The sequence below is a fragment of the Pseudomonas weihenstephanensis genome (genome assembly GCF_016812185.1).
GTDB lineage: Bacteria > Pseudomonadota > Gammaproteobacteria > Pseudomonadales > Pseudomonadaceae > Aquipseudomonas > Aquipseudomonas weihenstephanensis.
The window spans coordinates 465,857-487,451 of record NZ_JAAEBV010000005.1; the positions used below are offsets into that span (position 1 = coordinate 465,857).

Annotated in this window: 19 protein-coding genes and 1 pseudogene; 5 read left to right on the forward strand and 15 right to left on the reverse strand. The window is 58.4% G+C overall.

Annotated features, from left to right (window positions below):
- Positions 1 to 24 precede the first annotated feature (24 nt).
- Positions 25 to 717, forward strand: a pseudogene (locus GYN01_RS18275) (transporter associated domain-containing protein); the annotation flags it as partial.
- A gap of 258 nt (positions 718 to 975) precedes the next feature.
- Complete coding sequence (locus tag GYN01_RS18280) at positions 976 to 2,292, forward strand: MFS transporter (RefSeq protein ID WP_048363288.1); 1,317 nt, start codon at positions 976 to 978, stop codon at positions 2,290 to 2,292.
- A 68-nt stretch (positions 2,293 to 2,360) separates the two neighbouring features.
- On the opposite strand, the gene purT is transcribed toward GYN01_RS18280, so the two are convergent.
- The 5 genes from purT to GYN01_RS18305 all read right to left on the reverse strand — a co-directional run bounded on the left by purT (position 2,361) and on the right by GYN01_RS18305 (position 5,635).
- Positions 2,361 to 3,542, reverse strand: coding sequence for a formate-dependent phosphoribosylglycinamide formyltransferase (gene purT / locus GYN01_RS18285; RefSeq protein ID WP_048363287.1), 1,182 nt, complete (start codon positions 3,540 to 3,542; stop codon positions 2,361 to 2,363).
- Between the two features lie 99 nt (positions 3,543 to 3,641).
- Complete coding sequence (locus GYN01_RS18290) at positions 3,642 to 4,106, reverse strand: 7-cyano-7-deazaguanine/7-aminomethyl-7-deazaguanine transporter (protein WP_048363286.1); 465 nt, start codon at positions 4,104 to 4,106, stop codon at positions 3,642 to 3,644.
- Positions 4,107 to 4,259: 153 nt separating this feature from the next.
- Positions 4,260 to 4,466: a DUF1289 domain-containing protein gene (locus tag GYN01_RS18295; protein ID WP_048363285.1), complete on the reverse strand. Its 207-nt coding sequence runs from the start codon at positions 4,464 to 4,466 to the stop codon at positions 4,260 to 4,262.
- Positions 4,463 to 4,987 carry a gamma carbonic anhydrase family protein gene (locus GYN01_RS18300; protein ID WP_048363284.1) on the reverse strand — a complete coding sequence of 175 codons (525 nt, stop codon included), beginning with the start codon at positions 4,985 to 4,987 and terminating at the stop codon, positions 4,463 to 4,465. The genes GYN01_RS18295 and GYN01_RS18300 overlap by 4 nt, the downstream gene beginning before the upstream one ends.
- Positions 4,988 to 5,032: 45 nt before the next feature.
- The gene (locus tag GYN01_RS18305; protein WP_048363283.1) at positions 5,033 to 5,635 is read right to left on the reverse strand and encodes a CoA pyrophosphatase; all 603 of its coding nucleotides are present in this window, start codon (positions 5,633 to 5,635) and stop codon (positions 5,033 to 5,035) included.
- A gap of 146 nt (positions 5,636 to 5,781) precedes the next feature.
- On the opposite strand from GYN01_RS18305, the gene GYN01_RS18310 reads away from it, so the two are divergent.
- Entirely contained in the window at positions 5,782 to 6,339 is a 558-nt protein-coding gene (locus tag GYN01_RS18310) for an NUDIX hydrolase (RefSeq protein WP_048363282.1), read from the forward strand.
- A 41-nt stretch (positions 6,340 to 6,380) separates the two neighbouring features.
- The gene (locus tag GYN01_RS18315) at positions 6,381 to 6,947 is read left to right on the forward strand and encodes a L,D-transpeptidase family protein (RefSeq protein ID WP_048363281.1); all 567 of its coding nucleotides are present in this window, start codon (positions 6,381 to 6,383) and stop codon (positions 6,945 to 6,947) included.
- Between the two features lie 73 nt (positions 6,948 to 7,020).
- Here the strand turns inward: GYN01_RS18315 and GYN01_RS18320 are convergent, their stop codons facing one another.
- Together GYN01_RS18320 and purL are read right to left on the reverse strand one after the other, a co-directional pair.
- Positions 7,021 to 7,332 (reverse strand): YqfO family protein, encoded by a 312-nt coding sequence (locus GYN01_RS18320; protein WP_048363280.1) that lies wholly within the window; start codon positions 7,330 to 7,332, stop codon positions 7,021 to 7,023.
- 5 nt (positions 7,333 to 7,337) lie between these two features.
- Positions 7,338 to 11,234 (reverse strand): phosphoribosylformylglycinamidine synthase, encoded by a 3,897-nt coding sequence (purL, locus tag GYN01_RS18325; RefSeq protein WP_048363279.1) that lies wholly within the window; start codon positions 11,232 to 11,234, stop codon positions 7,338 to 7,340.
- 285 nt (positions 11,235 to 11,519) lie between these two features.
- Between purL and mltF the strand changes: the two genes are divergently transcribed.
- Positions 11,520 to 12,977, forward strand: a complete 1,458-nt coding sequence (mltF, locus tag GYN01_RS18330) for a membrane-bound lytic murein transglycosylase MltF (RefSeq protein ID WP_048363277.1) — start codon at positions 11,520 to 11,522, stop codon at positions 12,975 to 12,977.
- 75 nt (positions 12,978 to 13,052) lie between these two features.
- Here mltF and pdxJ read toward each other — a convergent pair whose 3' ends face one another.
- The 8 genes from pdxJ to lptF all read right to left on the reverse strand — a co-directional run bounded on the left by pdxJ (position 13,053) and on the right by lptF (position 21,538).
- A complete protein-coding gene (gene pdxJ / locus GYN01_RS18335; RefSeq protein ID WP_048400080.1) occupies positions 13,053 to 13,796 on the reverse strand; it encodes a pyridoxine 5'-phosphate synthase in 744 nt (247 codons plus the stop codon).
- A gap of 50 nt (positions 13,797 to 13,846) precedes the next feature.
- Positions 13,847 to 14,536, reverse strand: coding sequence for a DNA repair protein RecO (gene recO / locus GYN01_RS18340; RefSeq protein ID WP_048400082.1), 690 nt, complete (start codon positions 14,534 to 14,536; stop codon positions 13,847 to 13,849).
- Positions 14,537 to 14,697: 161 nt separating this feature from the next.
- Positions 14,698 to 15,600 carry a GTPase Era gene (era, locus tag GYN01_RS18345; RefSeq protein ID WP_048363274.1) on the reverse strand — a complete coding sequence of 301 codons (903 nt, stop codon included), beginning with the start codon at positions 15,598 to 15,600 and terminating at the stop codon, positions 14,698 to 14,700.
- Complete coding sequence (gene rnc / locus GYN01_RS18350; RefSeq protein ID WP_048363273.1) at positions 15,593 to 16,282, reverse strand: ribonuclease III; 690 nt, start codon at positions 16,280 to 16,282, stop codon at positions 15,593 to 15,595. Before rnc ends, era begins: the two co-directional genes overlap by 8 nt.
- Positions 16,283 to 16,543: 261 nt before the next feature.
- Positions 16,544 to 17,398, reverse strand: a complete 855-nt coding sequence (lepB, locus tag GYN01_RS18355) for a signal peptidase I (protein ID WP_048363272.1) — start codon at positions 17,396 to 17,398, stop codon at positions 16,544 to 16,546.
- 5 nt (positions 17,399 to 17,403) lie between these two features.
- Positions 17,404 to 19,203 carry a translation elongation factor 4 gene (lepA, locus tag GYN01_RS18360; RefSeq protein ID WP_048363271.1) on the reverse strand — a complete coding sequence of 600 codons (1,800 nt, stop codon included), beginning with the start codon at positions 19,201 to 19,203 and terminating at the stop codon, positions 17,404 to 17,406.
- A gap of 162 nt (positions 19,204 to 19,365) precedes the next feature.
- Complete coding sequence (lptG, locus tag GYN01_RS18365; RefSeq protein WP_048400084.1) at positions 19,366 to 20,427, reverse strand: LPS export ABC transporter permease LptG; 1,062 nt, start codon at positions 20,425 to 20,427, stop codon at positions 19,366 to 19,368.
- Positions 20,420 to 21,538 (reverse strand): LPS export ABC transporter permease LptF, encoded by a 1,119-nt coding sequence (lptF, locus tag GYN01_RS18370; protein WP_203307578.1) that lies wholly within the window; start codon positions 21,536 to 21,538, stop codon positions 20,420 to 20,422. The genes lptG and lptF overlap by 8 nt, the downstream gene beginning before the upstream one ends.
- Between the last annotated feature and the right edge of the window lie 57 nt (positions 21,539 to 21,595).

Consider the following 21,595-nt stretch of genomic DNA (forward strand, 5'->3'; position numbering starts at 1 on the left):
CCTGGCAGCCGCCCACAGCTGCTGTCGGGCATTCATGCACTGGACAACATCACGGTTAACGACATCCTTATCCCGCGCAGCGAAGTCGAGGGCCTGAACCTGGACGACTCGATCGAAGACTTGATCGAACAACTGCGCCAGACCAAGCGCACGCGACTGCCGGTGTTTCACAACGACATCAATCAGGTCGAAGCCATCCTCAATACGCGCCACATCCAGCACATGCTGCCCGATGCCAGCTTGACCAAAGAGGCGATTCTGGCCGTCTGCCACGAACCCTACTTCATTCCTGAAAGCACCCCGCTGCAATTACAGCTGCTCAACTTTCATAAACAGCAGCGGCGCATCGGCATCGTGGTGGATGAGTACGGCGAAGTGCTGGGCATCGTGACCCTTGAGGACATTCTTGAAGAGATCGTCGGTGAGTTTGAAGACGAGCAAAACGCCGACAATCCGCACGTAGAACCACTGCCCGACGGCCGTTACGTGGTGGATGGCGCCGCGTCCATCCGCGAGTTGAACAAAAGCCTGGGCTGGCAACTGCCTTGCGATGGCCCGAAAACCTTGAACGGCCTGGTCACTGAAGCACTGGAAACCATCCCCGAAACCACGGTGTGCCTGAAAATCGGTCGTTACAGACTGGAAATTCTGGAGACCGAAGAAAACCGTGTCAGCCGCGTACTGATCTGGCACAACAGCGTCAAGCCTGCGGCCTGATCCCAGCCGCGCAGCTTGTTCCATCCCACGGCCGCTCCCTATAATCACTCCCGCTTACCCAAGCCTGGCCGACACGCGTGCTACCCGCACTCAGCGTCGTCGGCCTGCCGCTGCTGGCTGTACCTGCGCACGCTCCCATCCCGAGCGGCGCTTGCACCCTGGTATCCCTCAGGGCCAATGACCATAAAAAATCGCTCAGCCTTGTCTGGCCTCACCGGCAGATAACGCCACGGGCACATAACTGTCAGGGATATGCACATGACCACAACCACTACGTTCAGCGAAGCCTCGTGCGATAAACCGGTTAACTCGGCCTCCCGCGTGGCCACTGCCAGCTTTATCGGGACGGCCATCGAGTTCTACGATTTCTACGTGTATGCCACAGCCGCAGCGCTGGTCATCGGCCCGGTTTTCTTCCCGCAAACCTCTGGCACCGCGCAAATGCTGTCGGCGTTTCTGACGTTCGGCATTGCCTTCCTCGCCCGCCCGCTCGGCTCCTTTGTGTTTGGCCACTATGGCGACCGCATTGGGCGCAAATCCACGCTGGTGGCATCGCTGCTGTTGATGGGCGTGTGTACCACGCTGATTGGCGTGCTACCGGGCTACGCCACAATCGGTGCCTGGGCACCTATTCTGCTGTGCGTGCTGCGTTTCGGGCAGGGCCTAGGCTTGGGCGGGGAATGGGGCGGCGCAGCGTTGCTGGCCACCGAGAACGCACCGAAAGGCAAGCGCGCCTGGTTCGGAATGTTTCCGCAATTGGGGCCCTCAATTGGCTTTCTGGCGGCCAACGGGTTGTTCTTGATGCTGGCAATGACCCTCAGCGATGAACAGTTTCGCTCATGGGGCTGGCGGATTCCGTTCCTGCTCAGCGCAGCCTTGGTCATGGTCGGTTTATATGTGCGGCTCAAACTCGAAGAGACCCCGGTGTTCGCCAAAGCCGTGGCGCAACACGAACGGGTGAAAATGCCGATCGTTGAACTGTTAAGCAACTACTGGGCACCGATGCTGCTGGGCGCCGCCTCGATGGTGGTGTGCTACGCGCTGTTTTATATCTCAACCGTGTTTTCGCTGAGTTACGGCGTGTCCACGCTGGGCTATACCCGCGAGACTTTCCTCGGGCTGCTGTGCTTTGCCGTGCTGTTCATGGCCGCTGCAACACCCCTTTCTGCATGGGCCAGTGACCGTTATGGGCGCAAACCGGTGCTGATCGTGGGCGGCGTGCTGGCGATCGCGTCAGGTTTTTTGATGGAACCGCTGCTCACCCACGGCACGACCTGGGGCGTGGCGCTGTTCTTGTGCATCGAACTGTTTCTGATGGGCGTGACGTTTGCACCGATGGGCGCGCTGCTGCCTGAGCTGTTTCCAACGCGCGTGCGGTATACCGGCGCCTCGGCTGCCTACAATCTGGGCGGCATTGTCGGCGCGTCAGCCGCACCCTTCTTCGCCCAAAAGCTGGTAAGCATGGGCGGTTTGAGCTGGGTGGGCGGCTACGTGTCAGGCGCGGCGATACTCAGTTTGATCGCCGTGCTGTGCTTGAAGGAAACCAGAGAGGCTGACCTGAACAAGGTCGGGTAAAAAAGCTATATCCCGCAGGCTGCGTTTTTTGATCTAAAAGATCGCAGCCTGCGGAAACTTCCAACTGTTTACAGCTCGACGACGACCGCTTTGGCAGCACGGGTCGCTTTGGCGCGAGCCGCTTCAATCGACTCGTCACGCGCCAGGGCCACGCCCATGCGGCGCTGACCATTGACTTCAGGTTTGCCAAATAGGCGCAAAGCCGTGTCCGGCTCACTCAACGCAGCACCCAGGTTGGCGAAGGCGGTCTGGGTCGACTGCCCTTCCACCAAAATCACCGCCGAGGCCGATGGCCCAAACTGACGAATCAAGGGAATCGGCAGGCCGAGAATCGCGCGGGCATGCAGCGCAAACTGCGACAAGTCCTGCGAAATCAACGTCACCAAACCCGTGTCATGCGGGCGCGGCGAGACTTCGCTGAACCACACTTGATCGCCTTTGATAAACAGTTCGACACCAAACAGGCCGCGCCCGCCCAACGCCTCAGTCACCGACTTGGCCACGCGCTCGGATTCAGCCAGTGCAATCGGGCTCATGGCCTGTGGCTGCCATGATTCCTGGTAATCGCCCTTCTCCTGACGATGACCTACCGGCGCGCAGAACGTTGTGCCGCCGACATGGCGCACCGTGAGCAAGGTGATTTCGTAATCGAAGTCGATGAAGCCTTCGATGATGACCCGGCCTTTACCGGCGCGGCCGCCTTCTTGCGCGTAGTCCCAGGCTGTTTGCACGTCATCGGCACCGCGCAACAGGCTTTGGCCTTTGCCCGACGAACTCATCACCGGTTTGACGACACACGGGAAGCCGAGGTCTTGCACAGCACGGCTGTACTCCTCGAACGTGTCGGCAAAGTGATAAGGCGAAGTGGGCAGGTCCAGCTCTTCTGCCGCCAGGCGACGAATGCCTTCACGGTTCATGGTCAAGGACGTGGCACGCGCGGTCGGGATCACGGTGAAGCCTTCGGCTTCCAGCTCAACCAGCGTGGCGGTGGCGATGGCTTCGATTTCCGGCACGATGAAGTGCGGCTTTTCAGCTTCGATCACGGCGCGCAACGCCGCACCATCCAGCATGTTGATCACGTGACTGCGATGCGCAACTTGCATGGCCGGTGCATTGGCGTAGCGATCTACGGCGATCACTTCGACACCCAAACGCTGCAATTCGATGACGACTTCTTTACCCAGCTCGCCGCAGCCACACAGCAATACGCGGGTCGCGGTCGGCGACAGTGGAGTTCCGATACGGGTCATTTCAGGTCCTCAAGGAAACAAATCATCGAAGGCGCTCGCCAGGCCAGCGCCTGCTGGGGGAGAAAGGCCGGCATTTTACATGATCTGGGGCGCGTGACCTTATTGAGCCGCGGCTTTGCGCAAACGCCAGGCCATCGCCAACCACACGCAGGTCACACCGGCGAACTTTGAACCCATCGCGGTGAGGATCACGCCGGGGGTGAAGGCGTCGATCATGCCGAAGAAGATGAAGGTATCAATCGGAATACTCAGCGCCGAACTGATCCACAAGCGGTCTTGCAGCGGGCGCTTGGTGATACTGAACACCAGCCAGTCAATGCATTCGGACACCGCAAAGGCGGTGGCGCTGGCCAGGGCAATCGAAGGGTCTGAGGTCACATACGACAGCACCAGCGCCGCGAGCATGGCCACAATGGCGCCGTGGCCAAAGCGGATTTGCACCATGTCGCGCAACACGAATACCAGCCCGCCCCAGGCCGACCAGATGATGTCCAGATGCGGGGCGGTAGAAAACGCGTAGTTGATCAGTACGACGCTGGCGATATAAGCGATAAGAAACAGCATGGGAACGGGCAGCACCTGTGAATAAGGCGCACAGGGTACTTGAGTCAATCACAACTGTGTAGTCGCTGCCGCAGGCTGCGACAAGGCCCATGCAGACGTCAAGTCAACGGGGTGTGCAACCCTTCGCAGCCTGCGGAAGCGACTCCAAAAGCATTACGCACTGCCCAGCAGCCACACCACCCCGCTGGACGCAGCACGCTCATTACACAACGCCAGCACTTCGCGCCGTTCAGGGTTGGTCATGCGGCTCCAGCGGGTGATTTCGGCCACGCTGCGCTGACAGCCGGTGCAGATGTCCGCCTCGTCCAATGCGCAGATATTGACGCAGGGGGATGCGACCGGGCGCTCCGGCTCGCTCACGATGGCTGCTCTTCAAGATCGCGGGCATAGCGCTGGCCGTTCTGCACATAGTGCGCAGCGCTGGCTTCAAGCAGTTTTTTCTGCTCATCCGTCAGGTCGCGAACCACCTTGCCCGGTGAACCCATGACCAGTGAACCGTCAGGGATGACCTTGCCTTCACCAATCAGCGAATTAGCGCCGATGATGCAGTGCTTACCGATGTGTGCGCCGTTGAGAATCACCGCGTTGATGCCGATCAGGCTGTAATCGCCCACGGTGCAACCATGCAACATGGCGTTGTGACCGATGGTCACGCCCGTGCCCAGCGTCAGCGGATAGCCCATGTCGGTGTGCATCACCGCGCCGTCCTGTACGTTGCTGTGTTTACCGATCAGGATCAGCTCGTTGTCGCCGCGCAACACCGCGTTGAACCATACACTGGCACCTTCTTCCAGCCGGACCTTACCGATCAGGGTGGCATTGGGCGCGGTCCAGCTGTCGGGGTGGGTGTCGACGAACGAGTCGCCCAAACGGTATTTCATGCGAATGTCCTCAAGGCAGGCGTGACCTTCTTTCTATAGAAGGCTCTAGATATTGATAAAACGTTCCGGCGGGGTGTGCAGGTTGATATTCACGTCGTCGTAAAGCAGGTTCATCAGTTCAACGATCATGATTGCCGTCAGCCCCCAGATCTTGTAATCGCTAAAACGGTAGCTCGGCACGTACCAACTGCGGCCCTGGTAATCGATACGGTGGGTATGCTCACGCGGGTCCTGGCGAAAGAAATCCAGCGGCACACTGAACACAGCGGCAATTTCGGCATCGTTGGCCAGGTATTCGACGTAATCGGGCACCACGCCAACATAGGGCGTGACGCGGATGCCATGCAGGGAAATCAAGGGACTGAGCGGGCCGATAACTTCGACTAAACCCGGCGGCAGGCCGATTTCTTCTTCGGCTTCACGCAGGGCGGTGAATACGAGGTCCAGGTCTTCGGGGTCACGCCGACCACCGGGAAATGCCACCTCGCCACCATGGGTCGACAACCCGCTGGCGCGCAAGGTCAAAATCAGTTCGGGCTTGTCATTGCGGGTCACTGGCAGCAATACCGCAGCTTCGGGGAAACTACGCTCTGTTACCAGCGTTCGCGGGGTATAGCGGCGCACGCGGCCAAGCAGCTCGTCCAGCATAGGTCATCTCGATCCGTCACTTATCGGGCATCATGCACCAAATCACCCGGAGCACCCAAGCCCCACACTGTCGCAGTGTCGCGATGCAACACTTGCCCAGGCCCTGCTTCAGCCCCCAAGATAGGCGCCACAACAGAGAGCACAGCATGAAATTTTGCAGCCAGTGTGGTCATTCCGTCAGCCAGCACATCCCGCAGGGTGACTCGCGCCTGCGGTATGTGTGTGACCACTGCCAGGTCATTCACTATCAAAACCCGAATATCGTCGCCGGTTGCGTCGCGACCTGGGGCACGCAGGTGTTGCTGTGCCGACGTGCAATCGAGCCACGCAAGGGCTATTGGACCCTGCCCGCAGGCTTTATGGAGAATGGCGAAACCGTCGAACAGGCCGCCCAGCGCGAAACCCGTGAAGAAGCCTGTGCCGAAGTGGCCAACCTGAGCATCTATACCCTGATTGATGTACCGCACATCAATCAGGTGCATATTTTCTACCGTGCCCAAATGCTGAACCCACACTATGCGGCCGGTGAAGAGAGCCTTGACGTGCGGTTGTTTGATGAAGCCGACATCCCTTGGTCCGAGCTGGCTTTTCGCACGGTCAGTCGTACCTTAGAATGCTTTTTCGCTGACCGCCCGAACCAGGTTTACCCCGTGCGCAGCGAAGCCGTTGCACCTTTGGCCGGTTTGGCCAAGCCCCAACAATAACGACGCCCGTCACCCATTTGTACCTTTAGGGATACCGCTCCATGCGCTGGTTGTTCGCCGCCCTTTGCCTGTCATTCGCTGTTACGTGCCAAGCCGCTGTTGTCGTCACGATCAACGGCAAACCTGTCGATAAAAATGCGGTCATAAAGCCGGTTCATACGGCTCAGCCCACCCGTGGCAGCAAGCCGGTGGAGAAAATCCTCGTGCTCAAGTCAGCGCGCCAGTTGCAGCTGATCAGCGACGGCAAGCCGATCAAGACTTACCGCATCTCGCTGGGCAAGCAGCCTAAAGGGCCGAAAACCCGCGAGGGGGACAAACGCACCCCAGAGGGGCTGTACTGGGTCGACTGGCGCAAAAAAAGCGAGAAGTTCAACCTTGCGATGCACATCTCGTATCCCAACATCAGCGATGCTGCCCACGCACGCCGTGAAGGTGTAAGCCCCGGCTCGATGATCATGATCCACGGCACGCCCGACACCGAAGAAAACCCGGAAAACCTGTTCCACACGCTGGACTGGACCGATGGCTGCATCGCCATGAAAAATGTCGAAATGCGCGAAGTGTGGAACCTCACCAAAGACGGCACGATGGTTGAGATTCGCCCTTAACAGCTGAATCCGCCGACAGCAAAAAGCCCGCTGACCGTTACCGGTTCAGCGGGCTTTTTTGTAGAGCAAAGGGCTAGAAATCAGCCAGGCGCCACACTTCATACGCCGGTGTTTCGTACGGGTGGCTGAGCTTGAGCGCAGCCACCACGGCTTGAATCAGATCATCGGCAACGACCAGCTCAACTTTCCACTCCCCCACATACTCAACCTGGCCGGTTTGCCCGATAAACGGCTGACTGCCGTCCAGCGCACGAAACTGGCCTTGGCCCATGGTCTGCCAGGCGCAGTGATCGTACTGGCCGATTCGACCGCCACCGGCAGCAAAGACGGCGTCCTTGACCCCGTCGACATGGCTGGGCGGCACGAAAAAGCTGAGCTTGTACATCGCGCTTAATCCACCCAGACGCGAGCGTTACGGAACATGCGCAACCACGGCGCATCTTCGTTCCACTCCTCGGGACGCCACGAGTTCTGCACGGCGCGGAATACCCGCTCCGGGTGCGGCATCATGATGGTCACACGGCCGTCACGGCTGGTCAGACCGGTAATCCCGCGCGGCGAACCGTTCGGGTTAGCCGGGTAGTTTTCAGTCACTTTGCCGTGGTTGTCGACGAAACGCAGCGCCACCGAACCGGACAAGTCGGCTTGCAGCAAGGCTTCTTCGCTGGCGAACTCGGCATGGCCTTCACCGTGCGCGATAGCGATTGGCATGCGCGAACCGGCCATGCCTTGCAGGAAGATCGAGTTCGACTCCTGCACTTGCACCATTGCCACACGCGCTTCGAACTGCTCGGAACGGTTGCGCACAAAGTGTGGCCACAACTCGCTGCCCGGAATCAGTTCGCTCAGGTTGGACATCATCTGGCAACCGTTGCACACACCCAGCGAGAAGCTGTCGGAGCGTTCGAAGAAGCTCTGGAACGCATCGCGGGCACGGGTGTTGAACAGTGCTGACTTGGCCCAGCCTTCACCGGCACCCAGCACGTCGCCGTAAGAGAAACCACCGCAAGCCACCATGCCCTTGAACTCGTTCAGGTCGACACGGCCGGCCAGAATGTCGCTCATGTGCACGTCGATCGCGTTGAAACCGGCACGGTCAAACGCCGCCGCCATTTCAACCTGACCGTTGACGCCCTGCTCGCGCAGTACAGCCACTTGCGGGCGAATGCCTTTTTTGATGTACGGCGCACTGATGTTGTGGTTGACGTCAAAGCCCAGCTTGACGCTCAGGCCCGGATTGTCTTCTTCCAGCAACACGTCGAATTCCTGATCCGCACAGTCGGCGTTATCACGCAGACGCTGGATCTGGTAGCTGGTCTGCGCCCACTGACGCTGCAACGCGCCACGCTGACCTTCAAAGACGGTTTCGCCTTTGAGGCTGATGGTCACTTCGCTGTTGTTCAACGGCTGGCCAATCACGGCCACGCACTCACCCAGGCCTGCCACGCTGAACTGGGCCAGAATTTCGGCCGTAGCGTCCTGACGCACTTGAATCACGGCACCCAGCTCTTCGTTGAACAGGATGGCCGGGATTTCGCTGGCGTTTTGGGTCAGGCAATCGAGCGTCAAGCTCAGGCCACAGTGACCGGCAAAAGCCATCTCCAGCACGCTGGTCATCAAACCACCGTCGGAACGGTCGTGGTAGGCCAGCAAGTGACCGTCCGCGTTCAGCCCCTGAATCACGGCGAAGAAGGCTTTGAGGTCTTCTGCGTCATCGACGTCTGGCGCCTGCTTGCCCAGCTTGCCGTAGGTTTGCGCCAGGATGGAGGCCCCCATACGGTTTTGGCCACGGCCCAGATCGATCAGGATCAGATCGGTCAGCCCCTTGTCCATGCGCAGTTCAGGGGTCAGGGTTTGACGGATATCCACCACGGGGGCGAAACCGGTCACGATCAGCGACAACGGCGAGGTGACGCTCTTGTCGGCGCCCTCTTCGCTCCAGCGGGTTTGCATCGACATCGAGTCTTTGCCCACTGGAATGGTGATGCCCAACTCTGGGCACAGTTCCATGCCGACCGCTTTGACCGTGTCGAACAGGCGCGCGTCTTCACCGGGATGACCCGCAGCGGACATCCAGTTGGCCGACATTTTGATGTCAGACAGCTTGCCGATGCGCGACGCGGCAATGTTGGTCAGGGTTTCGCCGATGGCCATACGGCCCGATGCCGGAGCATCCAGCAGAGCCAGCGGAGTGCGCTCGCCCATCGCCATCGCTTCACCGGTGTAAACGTCAAAGCTGGTGGCGGTCACGGCCACGTCAGCCACGGGCACTTGCCACGGGCCGACCATTTGGTCGCGAGCAACCAGGCCGGTGATGGTGCGGTCGCCAATGGTGATCAGGAAGCTTTTGCTGGCAACGGCCGGGTGATACAGCACGCGCTCAACGCACTCGGCGATGCTCAGCGTTGCAGGATCGAAATCATCGCCCAACTCGGCTTCACGCACGGCCGAACGGTGCATGCGCGGTGCTTTGCCCAGCAACACTTCCAGTGGCATGTCCACCGGGTTGTTGCCGAAGTGGCTGTCGGTGACCGTCAGTTGCGGTTCAGCCGTAGCCTCACCGACCACGGCAAACGGGCAACGTTCACGTTCGCAGATGGCCTGGAAGCGCTCGAAATCTTCTACGCCCACTGCCAGGACGTAACGTTCCTGGGATTCGTTGCTCCAGATTTCGTGCGGGGCCATGCCCGGCTCGTCGTTTGGAATGTTTCGCAGTTCGAAGCGACCACCACGCTCGCCGTCATTTACCAGCTCAGGGAAGGCGTTGGACAGGCCGCCTGCACCCACGTCGTGGATGAAGCTGATCGGGTTTTTGTCACCCAACTGCCAGCAACGGTCGATCACTTCCTGGCAACGACGCTCCATTTCCGGGTTTTCGCGCTGTACCGAAGCGAAGTCCAGGTCGGCCGAGCTTGCGCCCGTCGCCATAGAGGAAGCGGCACCGCCACCCAGACCGATCAACATCGCCGGGCCGCCCAGCACGATCAGCTTGGAGCCGACCGTGATCTCGGCTTTCTGTACGTGCTCGGCGCGGATGTTGCCCATGCCGCCCGCCAACATGATCGGCTTGTGGTAGCCGCGCACTTCGTCGCCATGCGGGGTGGTGATGGACTGCTCAAAGGTACGGAAGTAGCCGGTCAGGGCCGGACGACCGAACTCGTTGTTGAACGCGGCGCCGCCCAGCGGGCCTTCGATCATGATGTCGAGCGCGGTCACAATGCGCTCAGGCTTGCCGTACGGCACTTCCCACGGCTGTACGAAGCCCGGAATTTGCAGGTTGGACACGGTAAAACCGGTAAGGCCCGCTTTGGGCTTGGCACCACGCCCTGTTGCGCCTTCATCGCGGATTTCGCCGCCAGAACCGGTCGCCGCACCCGGAAACGGGGCAATGGCGGTCGGGTGGTTGTGCGTCTCGACTTTCATCAAGATGTGCACCGGCTCTTGTACCGCGCCGTATTGGCGGGTGTCAGGGTTGGGGAAGAAACGACCGGCCACGCTGCCGACAATCACCGAAGCGTTGTCTTTATAGGCCGACAACACACCTTCGCTGTGCATCACGTAGGTGTTTTTGATCATGCCAAACAGGCTTTTTTCCTGATTTTGGCCGTCGATGTCCCAACTGGCGTTGAAGATCTTGTGGCGGCAATGCTCGGAGTTGGCCTGGGCAAACATCATCAGCTCGATGTCGTGCGGGTTACGACCCAAACCGTTGAAAGCATTGACCAGATAGTCGATTTCGTCATCTGCCAGCGCAAGACCCAACTCGACGTTGGCTTTTTCCAGCGCAGCACGACCACCACCCAACACATCAATCGCGGTCAGCGGCTTGGGTTCGGCGTGGCTGAACAAACCAGCCGCCTGCTCCAGATCGCCCAACACAATTTGCGTCATGCGGTCGTGCAAGGTCGCGCCAATCAGCTCGGCTTCAGCGTCGCTGAATTGACCTGCCACATAGAACGCAATGCCACGCTCCAGGCGCTGGATTTTAGCCAGGCCACAGTTACGGGCAATGTCGCTGGCCTTGCTCGACCAAGGGGAGATGGTGCCAAACCGCGGCAACACCAGGAACAGTCGGCCGCTCGGCTCTTGGACCGGCACACTTGGACCGTACTTCAGGAGACGAGCCAGTACCAATTGCTCATCGCGGGTCAACTCACCAGTAACATCGGCGAAGTGGGCGAATTCAGCGTACAAGCCACTGACAGCTGGAACCTTTTGGCTCAGTTGTGCGAGAAGTTTGTTGTGGCGAAAGGCAGATAGGGCAGGAGCGCCGCGCAGGATCAACATCTTCGGGACAGCCTCGGGAGGGGTGTGCTTTGAGGCCCGGCATTCTAACGTAAACCTTTGGTCTCGGCACCCGAAACGGCACACCTTGCGCACGTCAAACGTCGTTAATCGATCAGGGCCTTATTCTTTATGGCTATCAGCGTCCCCAGGCCAAGTCTGTTTGGGTCTTTGAAGAACCCTAAAAGGCCCATTTCACAAGGGTTTGAGCTGATTTGAGGGTTATCAACCGGCTGACAGCAGATTGCCGTGATATGGCACTCGCGCTGCTTTGCGTATACTGCGCCCATGTTTTCTCTATCTGTATTCCGCCAGCGTTGCGCCAAATGGCTCCTCGCAACCGGACTCTTCCTGATGCTCGGTGCCTGCGTTGAAAAACCCAGCACCCTGGAGCGCGTAAAGGAGGATGGGGTACTGCGGGTGATCACCCGTAACAGCCCGGCCACCTACTTCGAGGATCGCAACGGCGAAACCGGCTTTGAATACGAGCTGGTGAAACGCTTTGCCGATGATCTGGGCGTGGAGCTGAAGATCGAAACAGCCGATAACCTGGACGACCTGTTTACCCAGCTCGGCCAACCTGACGGCCCGGTGCTGGCTGCTGCCGGACTGGTCAGCAGCGAAAATCGCCTCCAACAAGCCAAGTTTTCTCACCCCTACCTTGAGGTCACGCCGCAGATCATCTATCGCAACGGCCAGTCACGCCCTACCTCTGCGGCAGACCTGGCAGGCAAGCGCATCACGGTGCTCAAAGGCAGCTCCCACGCAGAGCAACTCGCCGAACTCAAAAAGCAATACCCCGGCATTGAGTACGAAGAGTCTGACGCTGTTGAAGTCGTCGACCTGCTGCGTATGGTCGATGAAGGTCAAATCGACCTGACACTGGTTGACTCCAATGAAGTGGCCATGAACCAGGTGTACTTTCCTAACGTGCGCGTGGCCTTCGACCTGGGCGATGCTCGCAGCCAGCGCTGGGCGGTGATGGCAGGTGAAGACAACAGCCTGTTGAACGAGATCAACGCCTACCTCGACAAGGTTGAAAAGAACGGCACGTTGCAGCGCCTCAAAGACCGTTATTACGGCCACGTCGATGTGCTGGGTTACGTGGGCGCTTACACCTTTGCTCAACACCTGCAACAACGCCTGCCCAAGTACGAAAAATTCTTTAAGGAGGCCGCCAAAAAAGAAGGCGTGGACTGGCGACTGCTGGCAGCGATGGGCTATCAGGAATCCCTGTGGCAACCCACCGTCACATCAAAAACCGGGGTTCGCGGCCTGATGATGCTCACCCAGAACACCGCACAGGCGATGGGCGTGGCCAATCGACTGGACGCCAAGCAAAGCATTTATGGCGGCGCGAAGTATTTGGCACTGATCAAGAGCGAGCTGGACGACGACATTCAGGAGCCGGATCGAACCTGGTTTGCGCTGGCCGCGTATAACGTTGGCGGCGGGCACCTGGATGACGCACGCAAACTGGCGAAAAAAGAAGGCCTGAACCCGAACAAGTGGCTGGACGTTAAAAAAATGCTGCCGCGCCTTGCGCAGAAACAGTGGTACAGCAAAACCCGCTACGGCTACGCCCGCGGCGGCGAGCCCGTGCACTTTGTCGCCAACATCCGTCGTTACTACGACATCCTGACCTGGGCCACGCAGCCGCAGCTGGAAGGCGACCAGGCCGCCGACAGCACACTGCACATCCCCGGCATCGACAAGACCAAGCCCAAAGAAGAGCCGCAGCTTTAACCCTGCACTGATAAAACCCGTCAAACCCTGTAGCCGCTGCCTAGCAACGAAGGCTGCGACTACAGTCACACCTGCTTAAACTTTGGCAGCCGCCACAATCAGCGCTTTCATCTCGGCCACTGCCGATTTGAAGCCCACAAACAGTGCGTGCGCCACCAGTGCATGGCCAATATTCAACTCGTTGATGCCCTTGATCGCTGCCACGTCTTGCACGTTGTGATAGTGCAAACCGTGACCGGCGTTAACGATCAGACCCTGGGCCAAACCAAACGCCACGCCATCAGCGACACGCGTCAATTCTTCAGCCACCTCGGTTGGCGTCTGTGCATCGGCGTAACGCCCGGTGTGCAGCTCAATCGCCGGTGCGCCCACGCGACGGGAAGCTTCGATCTGGCGCTCGTCGGCATCGATAAACAAGGACACTTCGCAGCCGATCCGGCTCAGGCGCTCTACGGCGGCCTTGATTCGTGCTTGCTGCCCCGCTACGTCCAGGCCCCCTTCTGTGGTCAGTTCCTGACGTGTTTCGGGCACCAGGCAGATGTGCGCCGGACGAATGCGCTCGGCGAATACCATCATTTCTTCGGTCACGCCCATCTCGAAGTTCATGCGGGTTTGCAGCACGTCCTTGAGCAGCAACACGTCGCGCTCTTGTATGTGACGACGGTCTTCACGCAGGTGCACGGTGATCCCATCGGCGCCCGCCTCTTCTGCGTCCAGCGCGGCCTTGACCGGGTCAGGGTAACGCGTGCCGCGCGCCTGGCGCAGCGTGGCTACGTGGTCGATGTTCACGCCGAGAAGAATGCGATTGCTGTGGGTCACGGTGGCTCTCCTGAAGAGTTGCAGATTCGGCGCACAGCATACCGGTCTATTCAGGGCTTGCGAAACAACTCGCGACTGGCCAGCGGCTTGCCCGCCAAATGCACGGCCAAGGCCTGACGCATCAGACGCTTGGCCGCAGACAAGGCACCGGGCGTGCTCCAGTCGGCATCCGCCATCGCGTGCAGTTCAACACCGTGAAACAACCCCGGCTGCACCAGATAAATGCGCTCAAGGCCAGCATCGACTTGCAAACGGTACATGCCGTCCACGGCGACGGGGTCACCGTGGATGTCTTGAGTCAGTGAGAAGCCATAGCCCAGGTCATCCAGCAGGCGCCATTCAAAGGCCCGCAACAATGGTTCAAGCGCACGACCTTCGGCGAGCGCCAGCAAGGTGGCGGCGTAGTGATCGAATACGGCGGGATGGGGGTCTTCAGCCGGTAGCAGGCGCACCAGCAACTCATTGAGGTAAAGGCCACTGAACAAGGCCTCGCCGCTGAGCCAGGTTGAAAGGCCTGCGCTTTCCATGCGCCCGACGCTCTTGAGTTCGCCCCGGCCCCGAAATTCGATTTCCAGCGGGACAAAAGGTCGGGCTTGAGAGCCGGCCTTGCCGCGCGCACTGCGCAAAACGGCCCGCAATCGCCCTTGCGGGGTAATAAAGTCGACCAGTGCACTGGTTTCGCGATAGGGGCGACTGTGCAGGACATAGGCGAGTTGGGGGGTGGGGGTTTTGCTGGACATGCCTGCCTGCTATCTCGGGGGCCAACAGACAATCTCTGTAGATACTTGGTTGGCGGTCAAGGATCGCGGAATCAGTACAGGTAGCCGCTGAGGAGCAAGCGAGGCTGCGTCATGCCTTGGCAGCTCCTCCAGCGCGCGGAAGGAACTGCCGCGGGCTGCGATTACAGGTCGCCGTAACCCAGCGAACGCAAGGCGCGTTCATCGTCGGACCAGCCGCCTTTCACTTTCACCCACAGGTTAAGCATGATTTTGGAGTCGAACAGCAGCTCCATATCTTTGCGCGCTTCGGTGCCAATGCGCTTGATGCGCTCGCCCTTGTCGCCAATGATGATTTTTTTCTGACCGTCACGTTCAACCAGAATCAAGGCATGGATATGCAAGGTTTTGCCCTGCTGCTTGAATTCTTCGATCTCAACGGTGATCTGATACGGCAGCTCGGCGCCCATTTGACGCATGATTTTTTCACGCACCAGCTCAGCGGCGAGGAAGCGGCTGCTACGGTCAGTGATCTGATCTTCCGGGAAGAAGTGCTCGTTTTCCGGCAAATGCCCGGCGATCACACGCTCAAGCGCTTCAAGGTTGTGGCCGTGCTGAGCGGAGATCGGAATGATCTGGGCGTTCGGCAGTTGCTCCTGAAGCCAGCTCAGGTGCGGCATCATTTCGGCTTTGTCTTCAATGCGGTCGGTCTTGTTCAACGCGACAATCAGCGGGCCGGTCACGTACTGCACGCGCTCCAGCACCATCTGGTCTTCGTCGGTCCATTTGGTGCGGTCGACCACAAAGATCACCACGTCGACGTCTTTCAACGCTGCCGAAGCGGTTTTGTTCATGTAGCGGTTCAGGGCTTTTTCGCCGCCTTTGTGCATGCCCGGGGTATCAACGTAGACCGCTTGTACAGCGCCTTCGGTTTTAATGCCCAGCATGTTGTGACGGGTGGTCTGCGGCTTGCGCGAGGTGATCGCCAGCTTTTGACCCAAAATATGGTTCAGCAGTGTGGATTTACCCACGTTTGGTCGACCAACAATGGCGACATAGCCACAGCGTGTTGCAGTTGAATCAGTCATGGCCATTCTCCACGCCAAGGGCAATCAGTGCTGCTGCGGCCGCTACCTGTTCGGCAATACGACGACTCACACCCTGACCCCGGCTTTTTTCATTCAATAAGGCAATTTCACACTCCACAAAGAAAGTGCGGCAATGCGGTTCGCCCTGGATATCTACCACTTCGTAGCGCGGCAGATCACAGGCACGCGACTGCAAGAACTCTTGCAGTCGCGTCTTTGGATCTTTGTTGGTGTCGACCAGGGTTAACGTCTCGAACTCGCTGGCCAGCCAGGCCAATACGCGGTCGCGGGCAACATCCATGCCTGCATCCAGGTAAATGGCGCCGATCAGCGCTTCGAGGGCGTCTGCCAGAATCGACTCACGGCGGAAACCGCCGCTCTTGAGCTCGCCCGAGCCCAAACGCAGGTACTCGCCCAGCTCAAAACCACGGGCCAGCACGGCCAGGGTTTCGCCTTTTACCAGGCGTGCGCGCAGACGCGACAGCTGGCCTTCACGGGCCAACGGGAAGCGGTCAAACAACGCCTCGCCCGCCACAAAATTGAGAATTGCATCACCCAGAAACTCCAGGCGCTCGTTATTGCGCCCCGCGAAGCTACGGTGAGTCAGGGCCAGAATCATCAGTTCCTGGTCTTTGAAGGTGTAGCCGAGCTGACGCTCTAAACGCTCTAAAGAAAAACTCACGATTTACCCACGCTGAGTTCGTGGCCGAATGTCACCACCGGACCGATATTAGGGATCAGTGATGCTCGTTTATCGCATAGCAAATGGACAGGGAACACACTGCTCGCCGCCGTCACACTTAACGCTTTGTTCAAATCCACATCCTGAATACTGTTGACCGCCCTGTCTGACGCGACAAAGCGGTTGTAAGAACCGTCAGGCAACCGATTTATTCGGACACCTGAAAAGCATTCGGCGCTGTTATTAACAGCGCCGTCTTGGCTACTTGATCAGACCCACTCGCGAGAAGTTCGGCAAATGGCTGGTTTTCGGTTCGGGCCAGCTCATCCAAACAGCGAAGGCCTTGCCGACAATGTTCTCGTCGGGGACCATGCCCAACTCGTCTTTGGGAATGTTCGGATCATCCCAGTAACGGCTGTCGTTCGAATTGTCGCGGTTGTCACCCATCATGAAGTAGTGCGCGGCCGGGACCGTCCACTCATGATCGGGCGGCGTGCGGTAGCGGCTCATTTCCTTGCGGATCATGTGCTCCACTTCGCCCAGCTTCTCTTTGTACAGCTCGGCACTGCCCAGCGTGCCAGGCTCCGAACCCACCAGTTGTTCAGCCACCAGTTGGTCATTGACGTACAGTTTTTTGTCGCTGGTGTAGCGAATCTTGTCGCCCGGCAGGCCCACTACACGCTTGATGTAGTTGACTGTCGGATCGCTTGGGTAGCGAAACACCATCACATCGCCACGCTTCGGATCACCCACTTCGATGATTTTCTTGTCGATCACCGGCAAGCGGATCCCGTAAGAAAACTTGTTCACCAAGATGAAGTCGCCCACATCCAGCGTCGGCTTCATCGAGCCGGACGGGATCTGGAACGGCTCAACCAGAAACGAACGCAGCACCAGCACGATGAACAACACCGGGAAGAACGACTTGCCGTATTCAACCAGCAACGGCTCTTTGTTGAGCTTCTCGATCACCTGCGTATCAGCCGGCTTGACGCTGGCTTGATAGTTGGCAATAGCCTTGCGCCGGCGCGGAGCCAGGAAGACCAGATCGAGCAGCGCCAGCAAACCGCAGACGGCTACAGCAATGACCAGCAACAGCGGGAAATTTAGTGACATAGGACCTAGCTATCCAACCTGAGCACCGCAAGGAAGGCTTCTTGTGGAATCTCCACGTTACCCACTTGCTTCATGCGTTTTTTACCGGCTTTCTGCTTTTCCAACAGCTTGCGCTTACGGCTAACGTCACCACCGTAGCATTTGGCCAGTACGTTTTTACGAAGCGCTTTCACAGACGAGCGCGCAATGATTTGGCCACCAATGGCAGCCTGAATAGCCACATCGAACATCTGACGCGGAATCAGCTCTTTCATCTTCTCGGTCAACGCACGCCCTTTGTAGTGAGCGTTGTCGCGGTGAACGATAAGTGCCAGAGCATCCACTTTTTCGCCGTTGATCAATACATCAAGCTTGACCAGATTAGCCGACTGATAGCGGTTGAAGTGGTAATCAAGCGAAGCATAGCCGCGACTGGTGGACTTGAGACGGTCGAAGAAGTCCAGAACCACTTCGTTCATCGGCAAGTCGTAGGTCACTTGTACCTGACTACCCAGGAACAGCATGTCGTGCTGAACACCGCGTTTTTCAATGCACAGGGTTATGACGTTGCCCAAGTGCTCTTGAGGCACAAGGATATTGGCGCGCACGATCGGCTCGCGAATGTCTTCAATCGAAGAAACGTCCGGCAGCTTGGACGGGTTATCGACGTAAATCGTTTCACCCGTTTTGAGCAGCAACTCAAAAATTACCGTCGGCGCCGTGGTGATCAGATCCAGGTCGTATTCGCGCTCAAGGCGCTCCTGAATGATCTCCATGTGCAGCATGCCGAGGAAGCCGCAACGGAAGCCGAAGCCCAGCGCGTCAGAGCTTTCCGGGGTGTATTGCAACGACGAGTCGTTCAACGTGAGCTTTTGCAGCGCCTCACGGAAGTCTTCGAAGTCGTCAGAGCTGACCGGGAACAGGCCGGCGTACACCTGCGGCTGAATACGTTTGAAACCAGGCAGTACGTCGACATCCGGGGTGGAGCTCAAGGTCAGGGTATCGCCCACTGGCGCGCCGTGAATGTCCTTGATACCCGCAATGATGAAGCCTACTTCGCCAGCTTTCAGATCCGTGGTGGCGGTGTGCTTGGGGTTGAACACACCCACGCTGTCGACCAGGTGCATCTTGCCGGTGGATTTAACCAGAATTTTGTCGCCCTTTTTCACGCGGCCGTGGCGCACGCGAACCAGGGACACAACGCCCAGGTAGTTATCGAACCAGGAATCGATGATCAACGCTTGCAGCGGATCTTCATAGTTACCGGTTGGCGCAGGAATGGTGTGCACCAGGCGCTCAAGCACCTCGTCCACGCCCAGGCCGGTCTTGGCGCTACAGGTCACGGCATCAGTGGCATCAATACCAATGATTTTTTCGATTTCTTCCTTCACCCGGTCAGGGTCGGCTTGCGGCAGGTCGATCTTGTTCAAGACCGGCATCACCTCAAGCCCCTGCTCGATAGCGGTGTAGCAGTTAGCCACGGACTGAGCTTCAACGCCCTGCCCCGCATCGACCACCAGCAAGGCACCTTCACAGGCCGCCAGGGAACGGCTGACTTCATAGGTGAAGTCAACGTGGCCCGGGGTATCAATGAAGTTCAGCTGATAGGTAATACCGTCTTTGGCCGTGTAATACAGCGTAACGCTGTGGGCCTTGATGGTGATCCCGCGCTCACGCTCCAGGTCCATGGAGTCCAGTACCTGGGCCTCCATTTCACGGGCGGTCAGGCCACCACACATCTGAATAAAGCGATCGGCCAGCGTCGACTTGCCATGGTCAATGTGGGCGATGATGGAGAAATTGCGGATATGACTCAAATCACTCACGGGTCAACACTCAAAAAAAGTCGCAGGCAGACTGCCCGCCGAAAAATAGCCGGGAATTGTACCTGATGATCGCGCCAAGCGTCACGTTCACAGGCCAATGCACACTGACAAAAAAGCCCCTATCGCGAGATAGAGGCTTTTGGTTCAAGCATTAATGAGCAATCAACCCGCCCGGCGCAGCAACCAGATGCCCGCCAACGCGCAGATGCCGGCAGGCAGCATGACCGCAAACAAGGGCGAGAAACCGAATACCAGGCTGGACGGCCCTAGCAGGTCTTGAGCAATTTTAAAGGTGAAGCCCACCAGCACACCGGTGAACACACGCTGACCCAATGTCACCGAGCGCAGCGGACCAAAGATAAAGGAGATCGCCATCAACACCAGTGCCGCCGTAACCAGCGGCTGCAACACCTTGACCCAGAATGCCAACCAGTAGCGGCCATTGTTCAGCCCCTGGTCTTTGAGGTAGTGGATGTAGCTCCACAGACCACTGATCGACAGCGATTCTGGCGCCATGACCACGGTATTGAGCAATTGCGGGCTCAAGGCCACATCCCAGCGCTCGACCGGCGCACTGACCACTTCGGTGCTGCGGTCATGAAACAGCGTGGTGGTGACATCCGAAAGCTGCCAGTGATCCTGATCAAACACCGCTTTTTTGGCGAAGCTCGACGATTGCATGTGCCGCTCTTTATCAAAGCGATAACGGGTCACACCAAACAGCGTGCCGTTAGGTTGCACGGCGTTGATGTGGATGAATTCCTCACCCTGGCGGTGCCACAGACCGTGCTTGGAGCTTTGTGCATCCCCGCCGCCCTGCGCCAGTGCGCGATTGGCCTGAGCCATGGTCTCGGTAGCCGGGGCCACATACTCGCCCACCAGCACACCTGCGACCATCAACACCAGCATGGGCTTCATCACCGCCCATACAATCCGGCCGATCGACACACCCGCTGCCCGCATGATGGTCAGCTCACTGTTGCTGGCCAGGCTGCCCAAACCAATCAGACAGCCAATCAACGCAGCCATCGGCAACATTTCGTACATGCGCCGTGGGGCCGTCAGCAACACAAAACTGAAAACGTCCATCACGGTATAGCTGTCACTGATGCTGCCCATCTCATCGATGAACGCGAACAACGACGCCAGACCCAAAATAATCCCCAGCACAGCCAGGATCGCCATAAAGACGCTGCTACCGATGTAGCGATCTAGCTTACCCACGCGCCATCTCCTTCACGCTACGGCGACTCGCCAGCTTCAAGCGCAGCGGCTCCCAATACAGCAACAACAGGCCAATGGCCAGGAACAGAACGTGTACCCACCACAGGCCCAGTGTCGGCGACAGCTTGCCTTTTTCCAGCGCGCCACGGGCCGAAATCAGAATGGTCAGGTAACCCATATAAAGCAGAATGGCGGGCAGCAACTTGAGGAAGCGGCCCTGACGCGGATTGACGCGCGACAGCGGCACGGCAATCAAGGTCACGATAAACACCAGCAGCGGCAAGGAAATACGCCATTGCAACTCGGCAATCGCGCGCGGCTCCTTGTTACCGATCAGATCAAGGGTCGGGATCGCGTCGCGGTCCGTCACTTCATCGCTGGCATCAGGCTTGGGCAACAGCACGCCGTAGGTGTCGTACTTGATGGCGCGGTAGTCCGCCAGACCGGGGTTGCCGTCATAACGGTAGCCATTGTCCAGAATCAACCAGCGACTGCCATCGGGGCGTACTTCCTGACGGCCTTTTTCGGCCACCAACACAGAAATACTGCGGTCTTTGGCGTCCTGACCGAGATTTTTTTGCGAGATAAACACGCCTGACAGGTTAGTCCGGTCATTGGTCAGCTCTTCGGTGTACGTCACCCGGGAACCATCACTCAATGACTGAAAGCGGCCCGGCAACAAGGTGTCGAACTCGGTCAACGCGTCTTGCTTGTTGAGCAACAACTGGAACTGATTGGCACCCTGCGGCGCCAGGCTCAGGCTCAGCCATGCCACCAGCAAGGCGACAAAAGCGGCCGGCACCATGGTCATGCCCAGCAAACGTTGCTGGCTCATGCCGGTGGCGGACAGTACGGTCATTTCACTTTCGAGATACAAGCGCCCGTAGGCCAGCAAAATGCCCAGAAACAGCCCCAAAGGCAGAATCAGTTGCAAGAAGCCGGGCAGACGAAAGCCCATGATCAGGAACAAAGAACCCGGGTCCAGGGCACCCGAAGCTGCCTGCGCCAGGTACTTGATAAAACGACCGCTCATGATGATGACCAGCAGCACAGCGCTGACAGCGCTCAATGTAAGCAGGACTTCGCGGGACAAATAACGGAAGACGATCAAACCAGACACTCCAGGGTCGTCAGGCTAAGGCGGCCAAACACACGGCATTACCAGCCA

Excerpts from the sequence above, each read along its gene's own strand:
- GYN01_RS18280 (WP_048363288.1), top strand. The coding sequence starts at position 976 with ATGACCACAACCACTACGTTCAGCGAAGCCTCGTGCGATAAACCGGTT.
- GYN01_RS18300 (WP_048363284.1), bottom strand. The coding sequence starts at position 4,987 with ATGAAATACCGTTTGGGCGACTCGTTCGTCGACACCCACCCCGACAGC.
- GYN01_RS18305 (WP_048363283.1), bottom strand. The coding sequence starts at position 5,635 with ATGCTGGACGAGCTGCTTGGCCGCGTGCGCCGCTATACCCCGCGAACG.
- purL (WP_048363279.1), bottom strand. The coding sequence starts at position 11,234 with ATGTTGATCCTGCGCGGCGCTCCTGCCCTATCTGCCTTTCGCCACAAC.
- purT (WP_048363287.1), bottom strand. The coding sequence starts at position 3,542 with ATGACCCGTATCGGAACTCCACTGTCGCCGACCGCGACCCGCGTATTG.
- era (WP_048363274.1), bottom strand. The coding sequence starts at position 15,600 with ATGACTGATTCAACTGCAACACGCTGTGGCTATGTCGCCATTGTTGGT.
- GYN01_RS18310 (WP_048363282.1), top strand. The coding sequence starts at position 5,782 with ATGAAATTTTGCAGCCAGTGTGGTCATTCCGTCAGCCAGCACATCCCG.
- recO (WP_048400082.1), bottom strand. The coding sequence starts at position 14,536 with ATGTCCAGCAAAACCCCCACCCCCCAACTCGCCTATGTCCTGCACAGT.
- mltF (WP_048363277.1), top strand. The coding sequence starts at position 11,520 with ATGTTTTCTCTATCTGTATTCCGCCAGCGTTGCGCCAAATGGCTCCTC.
- GYN01_RS18290 (WP_048363286.1), bottom strand. The coding sequence starts at position 4,106 with ATGCTGTTTCTTATCGCTTATATCGCCAGCGTCGTACTGATCAACTAC.
- GYN01_RS18320 (WP_048363280.1), bottom strand. The coding sequence starts at position 7,332 with ATGTACAAGCTCAGCTTTTTCGTGCCGCCCAGCCATGTCGACGGGGTC.
- GYN01_RS18315 (WP_048363281.1), top strand. The coding sequence starts at position 6,381 with ATGCGCTGGTTGTTCGCCGCCCTTTGCCTGTCATTCGCTGTTACGTGC.
- lepB (WP_048363272.1), bottom strand. The coding sequence starts at position 17,398 with ATGTCACTAAATTTCCCGCTGTTGCTGGTCATTGCTGTAGCCGTCTGC.